This is a genomic window from Luteirhabdus pelagi, from assembly GCF_016827595.1.
Taxonomy (GTDB): Bacteria; Bacteroidota; Bacteroidia; order Flavobacteriales; family Flavobacteriaceae; genus Luteirhabdus; species Luteirhabdus pelagi.
On the sequence record NZ_JAECMS010000004.1, the window covers coordinates 256,234 to 269,911 of the forward strand.

Below are 13,678 nucleotides of genomic sequence, written 5' to 3' on the forward strand. Positions count from 1 at the left end.
CACTTAACAATCAAAATGAGTAGGAAACATTGGCTAATAACGCTCTTGGTTGCTGTGGGTTAATGGTGGTCCAACCTTTGTAATATTCTTTATTGAAAGCATTGTTCAACTTAAGGCTGATGCGATAGTTAGCTGCTCGATAAAAAACAGAAGCATTTGCAATGGTGTAGCTTGGTAAAATAAATTCACCAGTCGATTCATAGTTAATGGCAAACCGATCGCTTGCGCCATTAAACCCAGCACCAAATCCTAGTCCGTCGAGCGTTCCTTCCTGTATTTCATAGCTTGCCCAAAAATTATATAAGCTTTCAGGACCTGCCTCCAATGGTCTTCGGTTTAAGATTTCAGGATTATCCGATTTGGTAGTTTCACTATCGTTAAAACTGTAACCTGCCCGAATATTTAGGCCGTTTATTGGGTTGGCATTTACTTCTGCTTCAAACCCTTTGCTAACAACTTCACCTCCTTGAATGCGATTAAAAGGTGACGAAGGATCTGTGATTACTCTATCCGTAACCTTGATGTCATAGTAACTTACCGTAGCGTTCAATCGATTGTTGAAAAGGTTTGTCTTCACTCCAAATTCAAACTGATTTGCTTGCTCAGGATCGAACGTTTTAAGCGTTTGTGGTCCGTCTTCGGGGTTTCCAACCAATTGGGGTGCTACATTCGTAAAACCGTTTTGATAATTTCCAAAAATCGATAACTGGTCCTTTATGGGCTGATAGACCAATCCAAATTTTGGCGACAACGTTGTTTGATCATAGTCATCTTCTGGATTCGTCAAATCTCCTTCATTATCGAAATGATCCAACCGTACCCCTAGCATGGCCGAAAAGGTATCGGTGAAATTGATAACATCGGAGGCGTACATACTATAAATGTGATATTTCGATTTTACGTTGCTAACACCTTGTGAAGCAAGTGCGGCATCCACTCCAGCGGTCGATAAGGGATAAGAGTCGTTTTCAATCGTTTCGGTGAAGGGGTCGTCACCATTCGAACCGCCATCCGGTGTAATATTTCCATAGAAAGCATATCCAGTACTGTTGTTCGTTTGGGTTTCATTGAAATAATCCAAGCCCACTACAATTCTATTACGAATTCCAGCTACCCTAATATCTCCTATAAAGTTTTGTTGGATATCGGTGGTTTGGGTATTCGCATTCTGCTTGTTGATAAGTCTCGAATAGGTATTTCCCTCGAGAATACCATAATCGAACAAATAAGAATAGTATCCCTTCGTTGACGTCGAGCTCTTGGAAAGCAGGGTTTGCGACTGCCAGCTATCGGATAATTTATAATCCATTTCAATACGATAATTCTGGGTTGGATTTTCCAATGTTAAATCGTTACTTGTGAAGGAGAGCTTGTTATTGTATCCTAATTCCTCGAGTTTTGAAGCTGCGGTTGGCGCACTTCTGTTCAAGAAAAGAAATGTCGGATTGGTTTGTTCTGCCTGTGTGATTTCACCGTAAAAGGAAAATGACAATCTGTTGTTTACCTTATAGGAAAGCGATGGTGCTACAAAGAATGATTTTCTGAAGCCGGCATCCTGGAAGCTTTGCTCGGTCGTATAGGCTGTATTTATTCTGAAGTAGAGATTATCTTCTTTACTTAAGGCTGTGTTGAAGTCGCCCATAATCTGGTTCAAACCATAGGTGCCAGATGTGAAGGAAAGTTCACCCCCAGTTCCCACGTAAGGCTTCTTGGTTACTACGTTTATGAGTCCACCATACGAACTCACCGCATTCCCGAACAAGGTAGCTGAAGGTCCTTTCAACACTTCAATACGCTCGATGTTAGCAGGGTTAATCGTTCCATTTGTCAATCCGGGTAAACCGTTCACCAACTGAGGTTGCACTGAAAATCCGCGAAGCGAGTAGTAGCCAGCCCCATCCCCACCACGGCCTGTCGATGCCCAAAGTTTTTCAACTCCAGTAGCATTGGTAAGTGCTTCATCGAAATCGGTTACTACTTGCGACTCTAACAATTCGTTTGTAATAGTGCTGTATACTTGCGTGTTCTCTATATCCTTTAGCGGTAGTTTTGAAACATAGGCGGTTTTCTTTCGTGAAAACTTATTTCGACGGGTTCCGTTCACCACTACTTCACGTAGAATTTCATTTCCCTCATACAACGTGATGGGGTCTAACTGAAGGGATTGATTCGCAACAATTGAAACCGATATTTCTTTTGTCTTAAATCCGATATAGGAAATGCGAAGTGTATACGCTCCAGCGGCTAGTTGGGAGATTTCAAAACGTCCATTTTCATTCGTTTGGGCGCCTTTTGAAGTGTTATTGATTGAAACATTTACGCCCAATAGCGGTGTTTTATCATTGTCGACGACTGTTCCGCTTATCGTTCCATTCTGTTGGGCAAACGCCTGTCCTGTCAGTACGACGAGGGCGCAAAATATAACTATATTCTTCATTTAATTTTATTTAGACCAATTATAAATAGTAAATTTTGACAGCAAAAGTACTTACCCATTTTACAATTTCAAAATAATTTATAATAAATCTAAATAAGCCTTTTACAAGTGATTGATACTGTGCAAAAAGGACTAAAAAAATATCCAAATAAACCTGAATAGGGGGAGCATTACAAAGGAAGCCATAAAACTGCTCACGCCGAAACTGAATTTTCCTTGCTTTAAAGCATAAGCAAGCTTGGCTTTTCCATAAATAAAAAGCCACCAACTTTGGTTGATGGCTTCCTTAGTAGCGGGGACCCGCCTTCACTTCGTTCCGGACCGGCAGGCTGGACTTCCCGCAACAAGTGCGGGACAGGCTTCTCGCCAGCCCATAAATCCACTCAATAAAAAAAGGTCCTAGTTTGAAAACTAAGACCCTTTTCTTTAGTAGCGGGGACCCGCCTTCACTTCGTTCCGGACGGGCAGGCTGGACTTCCCGCAACAAGTGCGGGACAGGCTTCTCGCCAGCCCATAAATCCACTCAATAAAAAAAGGTCCTAGTTTGGAAACTAAGACCCTTTTCTTTAGTAGCGGGGACTGGACTCGAACCAGTGACCTTCGGGTTATGAGCCCGACGAGCTACCTACTGCTCTACCCCGCGATATATTTTAATGTTGTTTCGCGATAACAACCAAATTTCATTATTTCGTTGCGAGGAGGCCGACGAACGGACCCTGTCCCGCACTTGCTGCGGGATACTGCTTTCACCCTGAGCTTGTCGAAGGGCTACCCCGCGATATATTTTAATGTTGTTTCGCTATAACAACTTAAGTTCAATATGTCATGCGAATTGCTTTTAAGGGTTGCTGAGCCTGTCGAAGCACCCGCGATGTGGACGGCAAAGATACAAACCTTTTTCAACGTAACAAGCGACCAATCCGTAAAATTTAACAGAACCTCATAAAAATTTTCAGGTAATCCCCTGCTTTTTTATTTTTAGGTATGAGCAGCACGGTTCGCAAAATTCTGATAGTTACAGGAATACTAGTTGTTACAGCACTCCTTATTTGGATAGGCAGCAATATTTACCTCGATCAAAAAGTAAAAACATTTCTTACCGAAAGCCTTCCTCCACATATGAAGGCTTCGTATGACGATGTTTCCGTAGCCACTTTCAGCGGAACCTTAACCGGCACCAACCTCCGACTCGATATCAGCAACAGAACCAATGACAGCATCCATACCAGCGTAGATGTAGCAAAATTAAAGGTCGAGAATTTGAGCCTATGGCGTTACCTTTTTCAGAAGGAAATTCACATGGATGCTATCGAGATCTCCAAACCGGAAATAGTTTACCACACCCATAAACTGAGCCCGCGTGATAGCACTCAAAAAAACAAGGCGATGCTTAACCTTTCAAAACCTATTAAGGTTGGCAAGGTTTCGATTACAGATGGCCGTATTAGTATGTTTGATAATGCGCAAGACTCTTTGTTGCTGTATAGCTCCGACATCACTATAGAAATAGATAGTGTTTTAGTAACTAAACAAACACTATCAGAACGTTTACCGCTTCAATATAAATCGTATGCCGTTGCGGGCGATTCAATTTTTCTAAAAGCAAGCGACTACGAAAACCTGACGCTCGAAAATTTTTCTGTTAGCCCAAGCGAAGCTTCCTTCAACGCTATTCAGTTTCGAACAAAATATAGCAGACCAGAACTTTCTCGGCAAATCAGTAAAGAACGCGATCACTATTCACTTGAAATTCCAAAATTCAGTATCCTACAGCCAGATTTTGGCTTCAACAATCGACAACTATATGTGGATTGCAACAGTGTTCAGATCAACAACCCAAAACTTTCTATTTTTAGGGATAAAACGGTCGCCGACGACACCTCTATAAAACCGCTCTATAGCGAGATGCTACGGAAACTCAACTTTCAACTCACCGTTCCAAAAATCGATGTACAGCAAGCGGCTATTGACTATACCGAAAAGGTGAAAGCCGATAATAGTGGTGGAACGATTCACTTTTCAGAATTGGATATCGATATGGAAAACGTGAGCAACACCTATTCCGAAGGAACTAAAACCAACCTTACATTCGATGGAACTTTCATGGGTACCACCCCAATGAAAGTGAATTGGAATTTTGACGTCAACAATGCTAGCGATGCCTTCCTTTTTAAAGGGGACGTAGGTAGCTTACCGGCGGCAGAACTAAATGAATTTACTGAACCAAATTTAAAGGTTCGGATGGAAGGAACTGCTAATCAGACCTACTTCACCATTTCCGGAAATAGGAATACCTCACAGGTCGATTTTAAAATTAACTATGATGATTTTAAGGTGAGTTTGATGAAAGATGACGGTAAAGGGAAAAAAGGACTATTATCCGGTTTAGTAAATCTTTTCATTTCGAAAGATAGCAATAAAAGTACGGACGATTTTAGAAAAGGTTCGGCTATGGTAGAACGCGATAAGACCAAATCCATTTTCAATTTTTTATGGCTAAATGTGCGTGATGGACTTAAAAAAGCAATTTTGGGTGGACAAAACTAAGGATGTGAAATCCAAGTCAACGCATCAAGGCGCTCTTCACTACTAAATGTTTTCATATTTGCTGAAGAAATAGTTTGACAAAGCATAGAACATGCCTTAATCCATTTTCGATTCGTAACCAAGGCGATTTTGTTGAATCGTTCCTCATGTTTCAACTTAAAGGTAATTTCTTCCCACACTGCTGCTAAATTGAAGGAGTCGATATTCACATCCTCTAAATAAAGATTGATTTTATCGTAAAAGTCGAATTTTGACTCGATTTGGGAAATAAGCTTCCCGACCGTCTTTTTGTTGAAGTCGCCCTCGAACAAAAACCCTACGGTATCGTCAGAAAAACTAAAGGTTGAAAGCATAGTGGGGTTATGATTTTTATAAAGCTAACAGAACTATTGTTCTATACTCGAAGCCGTGAAGGATAAAAGTTCGCCATTTTGAAAGGTAACCGAAACCTCTATCGGATTGCAGCACACTTCACAGTCCTCTATATAGGTAGTCGATACGGAAGGATCTACTAACATGGAAATCGTTTCCCAACAATGGGGGCATTGAAAATGGTGCTCGTACATATCGTAAACGTCAGCTATTTTGAAGTTACGAAAAAGATTCGATATTAAGGGTCAGTTCTTCCCATTGCTCCATCAATTCCTGAAGCTTTTTCTTCTTCGCTTGGTATTTATCGAAGAAATCGGGTTGGGCGATGGTTTCCTCATAGTTGATCTGCAACTCAACGTCGATAGCCTTAATTTCCTTTTCCATTTTTGAAATGGTCGCTTCCGTCTTGCTGAGTTTGTTTTGAAGCTTCTTCAACTCCTTCTTATTTTCATAGGCCTGCTTGCCTCCTTTCGAGCTTTCCTTTGAAGCTTCCTTCGCCGCAATAGTTCGTTTTTCAGCTTCACGTAAATTCTGAAGATTCCGCTGCTCCAAGAAATAATCGATATCGCCTAAATACTCCTTGATTTTTTGATCTTTAAATTCGTAGACCGTATCGCTCAATCCCTGTAAAAAATCACGGTCGTGCGACACCAAGATCAAGGTTCCTTCAAAATTGTTTAAAGCCTCCTTCAACACATTCTTCGATTGAATATCCAAATGATTTGTCGGCTCATCCATGATCAGCACATTGAACGGCTCTAACAATAGTTTCGCCAAGGCTAGGCGGTTTCGCTCTCCTCCGGAAAGTACCTTCACATACTTATCCACTTCTTCACCTCTAAACAAAAAGGCACCCAATATATCCCGAACCCTGGGACGTGTTTTTTCATTGGCGGCATCCAGCATGGTATCCTCAACGGTCTTTTCACCATCCAAATACTCCGCTTGATTCTGTGCGAAATAGCCTATCTGAACATTATGACCTAATTTCAATTGACCTTTATGTTCAATTTCACCCACAATAATCTTTGCCAAAGTAGATTTACCCTGTCCGTTCTGACCAACAAACGCAATTTTACTATCGCGCGCTACCTGCAAATCGATATGTTGCAGCACTTTATTATCGCCATAGCTTTTCGAAATGTCCTCGGCTTCAATCACGACCTTCCCAGGAATTACAGAAACAGGAAAGCGTAAGCTCATCACCGCATTGTCGGCTTCATCAACTTCAATCTTATCCATTCGGTCCAATTTCTTGATCAGAGATTGCGCCATGGATGCCTTGCTAGCCTTTGCCCGGAACTTTTCAATCAGTTTCTCTGTCTGTTCGATTTCCTTTTGCTGATTCTTTTGCGCGGCCAGTTGCTGTTCCCGTAGTTCGTCGCGCTGTACCAAATATTTAGAATACGGTTTGCTGAAATCGTAGATACGGCCCAATGAAATTTCGATCGTTCGGTTGGTAACATTATCCAAAAACATTCTATCGTGCGAAACGATGACGACGACTCCAGAAAAGTTTACCAAAAATTCCTCTAGCCAAAGTATAGATTCGATATCCAAGTGGTTGGTAGGCTCATCCAACAGTAGAATGTCGTTATTCTGAAGCAACAATTTCGCCAATTCAATTCGCATTCGCCATCCACCCGAAAACGTATCTGTTTTCTTATCGAAGTCTTCACGCTGAAAACCCAATCCTTGCAACACACGTTCTGTTTCACCTTGGTAATTATAACCTCCGTGGATTTCATATTGCTGCTGCACTTCATTTACATCGATCATCAGCTTATGATACCCTTCACTTTCGTAATCGGTGCGTGAAGCCAACTGTTCGTTGATATCTGCGAGTTGCTTTTCGAGTTTTTTGATCTTAGTGAAGGCTTGGTGCGCTTCTTCCAATACGGTTCGCCCATAATCGAAATCGATATCCTGTTTAAGGAAACCGATAGAGATTTCCTTATCCTTTGCAATTTGTCCTTCGTTGTACTCCTGTTCACCGGCAATGATGCGAAGCATGGTCGATTTACCGGCACCGTTCTTCCCCACCAATCCGACGCGATCGCCTGGTGTTAACTGGAAGGTAATACCTTCAAAAAGGTTTTCACCTTGAAAGGAAACGGAAAGATTGTGGACGTTCAGCATATGTAACCTAAGTGACAGTAATTTTTTGCAAAGATGCTTAAATTTGCTGCGGAAAAAAAACGCTATGAAAGGAAGTAAGCTCTACAGTATTTTTACGGGGACCTGCCCAGTATGCCATACCGGCAAGATGTATAAAAATCGCAATCCGTATATCCTTACCGAGACCTTAAAAATGCACGAGCGTTGTTCGCATTGTAATACTAAATTTAAGATTGAGCCTTCCTTTTTCTACGGCGCTATGTATGTAAGCTATGGTTTGGGGGTTGCCATTGCCATCGCGGCCTTTATTATTGCATATTTCTTTATCGGTTTGGATAGGCTTACGACTTTCTTTGTCATCATGGGAACCTTAATCGTAATGCTTCCCATTATTCTTCGGTTATCGCGAAATATTTGGATCAACTTCTTTTTCAAATACGATCCGCAGAAAGCTAAATAAAGCTACACATACCGTTTGATGTTCACTTCGGAAGGAAGCGGTTCTTCATTCTCTATAAAATCGTATAGCCATTTCGAAAGGAGAGGTGCCATCATAATACCACGAGTGCCTAGGCCATTCAAGAAATAGATAGGTTCACTTGAAGGTTGGCCCAATAATGGTTTTCGGTCGGGAACCGTAGGTCGTACGCCTGCAATTTGGTCGATGACTTCATATTCACACGAAATCATTTTCTGAAGCTTTCGCTCTATTTCATCACGCGCTTCAATAGTGGGGGTGGTACTGGTGTCATTTCGATTATAGGTGGCTCCTACTTTGTAGACATCTTCTTCAACAGGAATGATAAAAAGTGTTCCTTTCACTATATGTTGAAGGTGAAGATCGGGTGCTTTTATGAGTAGGTATTCGCCTTTATTGGGAACCATTGCCTTCTTTGGGAAGAATGGATTCTGTAAAGCTCCAAATCCTTCTGCGAACAAAATTTTCTTTGCAGTGATGTTTTTATAGTAAAGTTGACCGTCTTTCACTAACAAGCTTGTATGTTGAAATACTTCTTCAGCATATTGCTCTTTCTGTTGAAGGTATTCGCGAAAGTGTTGAAAAAGTTTATTGGGTCGAATTCGTCCCGATTGCGAAACTGCTCCAAATTTATATTCGGCTTTGAGTGAAGCATTCTTTAAATCGACCAAGTCGGTATCAAGAAATGGCGCCAAGGTATTTTTATCGGAAGCGGTAAACCAGTCATTTTGCTCCTCTCGATTCTGAAACACCCGTAACACGGTTTTATCCTCGAACAATGGAAATTTTAATTTTTTCGCTAATGAAGTATAGAAAGGAGTGCTTTCCGAAAGAAATTGCTGTCCGTTCCAAGCCGGCGTGAAGCGCTTTAGGACGACCGGATTAAAAACACCTCCAGATACTGTAGTCGAATGATTCTGGCCCGTTTCATAGACTATAAAAGACTTTCCGTGCTGTTCCAGGCGTTCACAAAACGCGATGCCGGCGATACCCAGTCCTACAACGATATAATCGACTTCTTTCATAGTGCAAAAATAAAAAACCCTTCACGAGAACGCGAAGGGTTTCATTATAACTAACTCTAGAATTTTAGTAATTCCAAAGATCAATTTCAATATTACGTATTTGCTCCTTGATACGGTCCGATTCCAACAACTGCATCAATGCATTATCGTTGATGTAATCGCGAACGCCACGGTCTCCTTGCACGTTGTCTTCCTTATAAATAAGGCCGTTAAAACGACGGGAGTTTAACAAGTGATCGTACGATATCGGTTGCGACGTGTTCTTACGGTTGAAAGCTTTGGCTTCATGTAAAGCTTCACGCGCATCTGGATACCATACCCAAAACAATTCAACTTTACTATCGATATTGTCGTCTGGGAATGCTTTTGAACGCGCTTCATTCGCTACTGGACAAATTCCCAATAAACGATATTTCAGTTCACCTTGACGCTTGTCTAAGTACCAAAGGCCCCGCACTCTCCATTCTTCAATATCGCCAGCATCCAAAGTAAACTTACGGATGTACTGCTCGTCTACACGCCCTTCAGCATTGTATTGCTCGATACCAAGGTCGGTTGTATCACTATACATCATCGAAGCACTCAAGTCATCCAACGTACGCTTTTCAGTAAAATATGAGTCTGCGTACACATGGTCGATTTCCCCGTTTTTGATATTCTTTACAAGTACATCATACAACGATCGACGCTCTGCACCAATGTTGTTGGTGTCGATTGGATAATACAATGGGAAGTTTACCCTTTCATCAAGGTCGATAATTTCCCAAGTGGTCTTCGACCATAGCACATCACGCTCATCTACGTAGCCATATGGAAGTGGCTCATCGTTATCGTAAGCGATTTGTGCCTCCGTCTTCTGTCCTATTTCCTCAGGTGTATCTGCATTCAGAATGTTCACCTGGGCCTGTGTTGCCACAGCCATAGTCAATCCGAAAACACCTAACACAACATTCTTAAGAGTCATATATACGTTTTATTAAATTCTAGTTTGTCAATTCTATGATAACAGGAGCCGTTTTCTTAAGCTTCACCCCGCTACCGGAGATATTTGTATTAATATCAAAAATCTGAACCGCTTCTCCGCGACCTGCTCTACGCAAAGCTGCTTTTGCCTGACCGTTCAACGAAGTTCCGTTTACACGGATTGTTGGTTGCCCAGATACTTTAAAGCTAAATCCAGTTACCTGAAGGTTCAAGTCAAAGTCGAAATCTTCCAACACCGCTCCAATACTTGAAATTTCAAGTCCTTGGCGCTGCATACGAACGATTCCAGTTTCTCCACGGATAGATCCTACAGGAGCAGGAATATCCTTAATACGAAATTCTGAAGTCGTATTCACCTTTTGTCCATCCGGCAATGTTCCACTAGCAGAAATATTTACACTACGACCACTTGTAGGACGCATTACATATTTACTACCAGAAACCTTGCTTAATCCAGAAGCCGAAGCACTTACTTTGTTATCAGGAATACCAGGAATGGAAATAGTCATCGGGTTATCTACCCCACGATATACCACATTCATCTTATCGGCTGAAATAACTGCTGCATTAGGCTTAGAGATTGTTGCGAAGCTACTGTTTACAGGAACTTCAACTTCTTCTCCACCTTCACCGAAGTAAAGGAAACCTTCAATCTTATGATCACCAGGACTACCTGCTCCAACACTCATTTTTACCTTTCCACCTTCAAAAGTATAGTCTTTACCTTTTTCCAGTTTACGACCATCAAGCGTTAACTCAGCTCTTTTAGGCACTGTACTTTCATCGGTACGACCAAGAACAACAGATCCATCAAAAGTTTCACCCGAATAGTATGCACTTTTAGGCGCTTCCATCAAGGTTGAATAATTGCTAAAAGACAAGGCCGCTGCTTGCTGTCCAGAAAGCATTTTCTGAAGAATTTCGCTTTGGTTTGTCTTTACATCATTTTGGATAGATGTCATTTTTGTCAATGACGCGATTAATGGGAAACCTTCATAATGGTAGTTCAACCAATCTTGTTTCGTTCCATCGCGCTTTTCAACTTCACCAGTTCCGAAATTCTCGTTGATATTTTCTTTCAAGTCTTCAACGCCAGCCACCTTATTAGCGACTGCTGTATCGTTCAGGATTTCAATCATCGATGTACGATACGCATTCATCTTGTCGATAAACTCCTGCCCTTCTGGCTTCAAGTTTTCACCGGTAAAAAACAAATTGTTGAAGTAATCAGGTTTATCCATTACTTCGTAATCCTGCGGATCTTCGATTTTCTCTACAGCACCAGCCTTAAGACTTTCCAGGTACGAATCAAGTTCTGACGTAATAGCACTAATTTCTTGCGCTTTTGCCTCAACTGCAGCATACTGTGCTGGCTCATCGCTAGCTTTTTGCTTCAACCCATCCATAAAGGCTTGGTTACGCTGCGAAGCATCTACGTTAGATGTTTTAATTTTCTCGTTTAAGAGTCCGAAAGCGGAAAGTACCTCTTTCGACATATTCAAGGCAAGCATCGCGATGAAAACCAGATACATCAGGTTAATCATCTTCTGCCTTGGTGATAGTTTTCCTCCTGCCATTTTCTTTTAAATTTTAAGAATTAATAATTTAGGTTAGAAAAACTATATTAGTTTCTGTTCATTGCAGATAGCATACCACCGTACACTCCGTTCAACGAAGATAGGTTAGTTGCCAAGTGCTCCATTTGTTGCTTCAATTGGGTAGCGTTTTCAGCTACTTGCTCGTTCACTTCTGCCTGACGGCTAGTGTTCTCCACCTGTACTTTATACAAGCTATTCAACGATTCCATTTGTGCAGCAGCAAGAGCCATTTCCTCGCTATATTTCTTAGTTGAGCTCATCGCTTCAGCAGTTGGAGCCATTCCCTTAGCAGCACCTTCAAAAGAACGGATGCTAGTACTTAAGCTGTTCATCAATTCTGAATCGATACGAGCTTCTTTCAACATTGCGTCTAATTTCTTAGACAATAGACCTTCAGCATCCTTAGGCTCTTCTTTCGCCTTTTTTCCTTTTGTTTGACCACCGGCCAATTCTGGATATACCAAAGACCAATCCAAGTCGTCATCTACCGGTTCGAACGCCGAGATCGCAAAGATGATTGCCTCTGTAATAAGACCGATAGCCAATAATACTCCACCGTTAAGAGGTCCTAGCTCCCAGTGAAGGATTTTAAAAAGTGCTCCCAAGATTACGATGGAAGCCCCAAGGCCGTAGGCCATGTTAAAGAGTTTCTTGGATGATTTAGACTGTGCCATAATTCTAGATTTAGTTTTAGTTAAGTTAAGATATAGTTATTGGTTGGTCTGGAAACGATTCTTATCGAGCGTCCCCAAAGTTTTGATTCAATACAACATCGGTTCCCATATAATCCTGAACCGTACGGAAGCCAATATAGCTACGCGCCGAATCTGCATACTCATAGTCACGAGTGCTCACCTGAAGGAAATACGCCACATCTTTCCAAGAGCCACCGCGCACTACTTTACGCATATTGCTAGGATCATTAACATTAGGGTTCATCGTTGAAGTGTATTCATAAGAAGCAGGATCATACGAAGAAGCTACCCACTCTGCCACGTTTCCAGCCATATTGTAAAGGTTGAAATCGTTTGGTTCGTAAGCATCGGCCTCTACCGTATAAAGTGCTTGATCTGCCGCATAATCACCACGCAATGGTTTGAAGTTCGCCAAGAAGCAACCGCGGTCATTCTTCGCATACGGACCACCCCATGGGAAGGTAGCAGATTCTAGACCGCCTCGTGCAGCATATTCCCACTCCGCTTCACCTGGAAGACGGAAAGAATTTACGTGCTGGCGACCTTTTTCTTTTTGGTAGGCATTTTTGTAAAGCGTTCTCCATGCGCAGAAAGCTTTTGCCTGTTTCCAACTTACTCCTACAACTGGATAATCGCCATATGCTTCGTGCCAGAAATAGTCGTTATGCATTGGCTCATTGTAAGAATAGTTGAAGTCTTTAATCCAAACAGTAGTATCTGGATAGATATTGATTTCTTCCTTAATGATATAATCTTTACGCTGACCTTGTTTACGGGCTGCAGCTTCAATATTCATATAGGTATATTGGAAGTTCAATTTACTAACATCGATGGTTCGCTGACCGTTGTAAGCTTCTTCAGCAGGAATGTACATCGTATCCATTACTTCAGAATAGTACTCATCTGGATATTCAGAAGTATCCCAAATTAGATCGATATCGTTATTGATTTTACGGCCGGCGTAGAAATCGTCGCCCATTCCATAATAATTATCGTAGTTATATTGCTCCCAAGGCGTCATCTCCTCGTTCTCCTGATCTACAAAAGCATAGTTTCCAATACCGCCTTCGTCGCCAGGAGTAGCTCCTACCTCATCGGCAAGGATAGCTAATTTCAAACGCACTGTGGAATCGCGTACCCAGTTTACAAACTGACGATACTCCGCATTCGTAATCTCCGTTTCGTCCATATAGAATGAACGCACCGTTACCGTTTTTGTTGGGGCATCGTTTACTGCCACAAAATCATCATCGGCCTTACCCATGATGAATGAACCTCCAGGAACGAGGGTCATACCATACGGTTTTTCTGGATACCATTTTTTGCCCTTAGCACCTACCAATTCTCCCCTGTCGCCAGAGTTACAACTGAATAGAAAGGCAACAATCGCAGTACATGCAATAAACTTCTTCATAGGTAATTAG

At 41.7% G+C, this 13,678-nt stretch carries 11 protein-coding genes and 1 tRNA gene; 2 read left to right on the forward strand and 10 right to left on the reverse strand.

What is annotated here, in order from left to right; translation table 11 throughout:
• Nucleotides 1-10: 10 nt before the first annotated feature.
• Together I4Q58_RS12085 and I4Q58_RS12090 are read right to left on the reverse strand one after the other, a co-directional pair.
• Complete coding sequence (locus I4Q58_RS12085) at nucleotides 11-2,437, reverse strand: TonB-dependent receptor (RefSeq protein WP_203296145.1); 2,427 nt, start codon at nucleotides 2,435-2,437, stop codon at nucleotides 11-13.
• A 570-nt stretch (nucleotides 2,438-3,007) separates the two neighbouring features.
• Nucleotides 3,008-3,080 (reverse strand) — tRNA-Met (locus tag I4Q58_RS12090).
• A gap of 341 nt (nucleotides 3,081-3,421) precedes the next feature.
• Here I4Q58_RS12090 and I4Q58_RS12095 point away from each other — a divergent pair.
• Entirely contained in the window at nucleotides 3,422-4,984 is a 1,563-nt protein-coding gene (locus I4Q58_RS12095) for an AsmA family protein (protein ID WP_203296146.1), read from the forward strand.
• Here I4Q58_RS12095 and I4Q58_RS12100 read toward each other — a convergent pair.
• From I4Q58_RS12100 to I4Q58_RS12110, 3 genes are read right to left on the reverse strand one after another with little or no spacing between them, the layout of a single operon-like run.
• A complete protein-coding gene (locus tag I4Q58_RS12100; protein ID WP_203296147.1) occupies nucleotides 4,981-5,337 on the reverse strand; it encodes a SpoIIAA family protein in 357 nt (118 codons plus the stop codon). The genes I4Q58_RS12095 and I4Q58_RS12100 overlap by 4 nt on opposite strands.
• A 33-nt stretch (nucleotides 5,338-5,370) precedes the next feature.
• Nucleotides 5,371-5,550, reverse strand: coding sequence for a CPXCG motif-containing cysteine-rich protein (locus tag I4Q58_RS12105; RefSeq protein WP_203296148.1), 180 nt, complete (start codon nucleotides 5,548-5,550; stop codon nucleotides 5,371-5,373).
• Between the two features lie 25 nt (nucleotides 5,551-5,575).
• Nucleotides 5,576-7,495 (reverse strand): ABC-F family ATP-binding cassette domain-containing protein, encoded by a 1,920-nt coding sequence (locus tag I4Q58_RS12110; protein ID WP_203296149.1) that lies wholly within the window; start codon nucleotides 7,493-7,495, stop codon nucleotides 5,576-5,578.
• 64 nt (nucleotides 7,496-7,559) lie between these two features.
• On the opposite strand from I4Q58_RS12110, the gene I4Q58_RS12115 reads away from it, so the two are divergent.
• Nucleotides 7,560-7,934 (forward strand): DUF983 domain-containing protein, encoded by a 375-nt coding sequence (locus tag I4Q58_RS12115; RefSeq protein ID WP_203296150.1) that lies wholly within the window; start codon nucleotides 7,560-7,562, stop codon nucleotides 7,932-7,934.
• 2 nt (nucleotides 7,935-7,936) lie between these two features.
• On the opposite strand, the gene I4Q58_RS12120 is transcribed toward I4Q58_RS12115, so the two are convergent.
• The 5 genes from I4Q58_RS12120 to porK form a co-directional block, all read right to left on the reverse strand.
• Entirely contained in the window at nucleotides 7,937-8,977 is a 1,041-nt protein-coding gene (locus tag I4Q58_RS12120; RefSeq protein WP_203296151.1) for an NAD(P)/FAD-dependent oxidoreductase, read from the reverse strand.
• Nucleotides 8,978-9,041: 64 nt separating this feature from the next.
• Nucleotides 9,042-9,941 (reverse strand): type IX secretion system ring subunit PorN/GldN, encoded by a 900-nt coding sequence (gene porN, locus I4Q58_RS12125; RefSeq protein WP_203296152.1) that lies wholly within the window; start codon nucleotides 9,939-9,941, stop codon nucleotides 9,042-9,044.
• A 19-nt stretch (nucleotides 9,942-9,960) separates the two neighbouring features.
• Complete coding sequence (gene porM / locus I4Q58_RS12130; protein WP_203296153.1) at nucleotides 9,961-11,538, reverse strand: type IX secretion system motor protein PorM/GldM; 1,578 nt, start codon at nucleotides 11,536-11,538, stop codon at nucleotides 9,961-9,963.
• 47 nt (nucleotides 11,539-11,585) lie between these two features.
• Nucleotides 11,586-12,233, reverse strand: a complete 648-nt coding sequence (gene porL, locus I4Q58_RS12135; RefSeq protein ID WP_203296154.1) for a type IX secretion system motor protein PorL/GldL — start codon at nucleotides 12,231-12,233, stop codon at nucleotides 11,586-11,588.
• 61 nt (nucleotides 12,234-12,294) lie between these two features.
• Nucleotides 12,295-13,668: a T9SS ring complex lipoprotein PorK/GldK gene (porK, locus tag I4Q58_RS12140; RefSeq protein ID WP_203296155.1), complete on the reverse strand. Its 1,374-nt coding sequence runs from the start codon at nucleotides 13,666-13,668 to the stop codon at nucleotides 12,295-12,297.
• Nucleotides 13,669-13,678: the final 10 nt, after the last annotated feature.

What these genes read in the sequence shown, in the direction of transcription:
- I4Q58_RS12085 (WP_203296145.1), bottom strand. Translation starts at nt 2,437, where the DNA reads ATGAAGAATATAGTTATATTTTGCGCCCTCGTCGTACTGACAGGACAG.
- I4Q58_RS12095 (WP_203296146.1), top strand. Translation starts at nt 3,422, where the DNA reads ATGAGCAGCACGGTTCGCAAAATTCTGATAGTTACAGGAATACTAGTT.
- I4Q58_RS12100 (WP_203296147.1), bottom strand. Translation starts at nt 5,337, where the DNA reads ATGCTTTCAACCTTTAGTTTTTCTGACGATACCGTAGGGTTTTTGTTC.
- I4Q58_RS12105 (WP_203296148.1), bottom strand. Translation starts at nt 5,550, where the DNA reads ATGTACGAGCACCATTTTCAATGCCCCCATTGTTGGGAAACGATTTCC.
- I4Q58_RS12110 (WP_203296149.1), bottom strand. Translation starts at nt 7,495, where the DNA reads ATGCTGAACGTCCACAATCTTTCCGTTTCCTTTCAAGGTGAAAACCTT.
- I4Q58_RS12115 (WP_203296150.1), top strand. Translation starts at nt 7,560, where the DNA reads ATGAAAGGAAGTAAGCTCTACAGTATTTTTACGGGGACCTGCCCAGTA.
- I4Q58_RS12120 (WP_203296151.1), bottom strand. Translation starts at nt 8,977, where the DNA reads ATGAAAGAAGTCGATTATATCGTTGTAGGACTGGGTATCGCCGGCATC.
- porN (WP_203296152.1), bottom strand. Translation starts at nt 9,941, where the DNA reads ATGACTCTTAAGAATGTTGTGTTAGGTGTTTTCGGATTGACTATGGCT.
- porM (WP_203296153.1), bottom strand. Translation starts at nt 11,538, where the DNA reads ATGGCAGGAGGAAAACTATCACCAAGGCAGAAGATGATTAACCTGATG.
- porL (WP_203296154.1), bottom strand. Translation starts at nt 12,233, where the DNA reads ATGGCACAGTCTAAATCATCCAAGAAACTCTTTAACATGGCCTACGGC.
- porK (WP_203296155.1), bottom strand. Translation starts at nt 13,668, where the DNA reads ATGAAGAAGTTTATTGCATGTACTGCGATTGTTGCCTTTCTATTCAGT.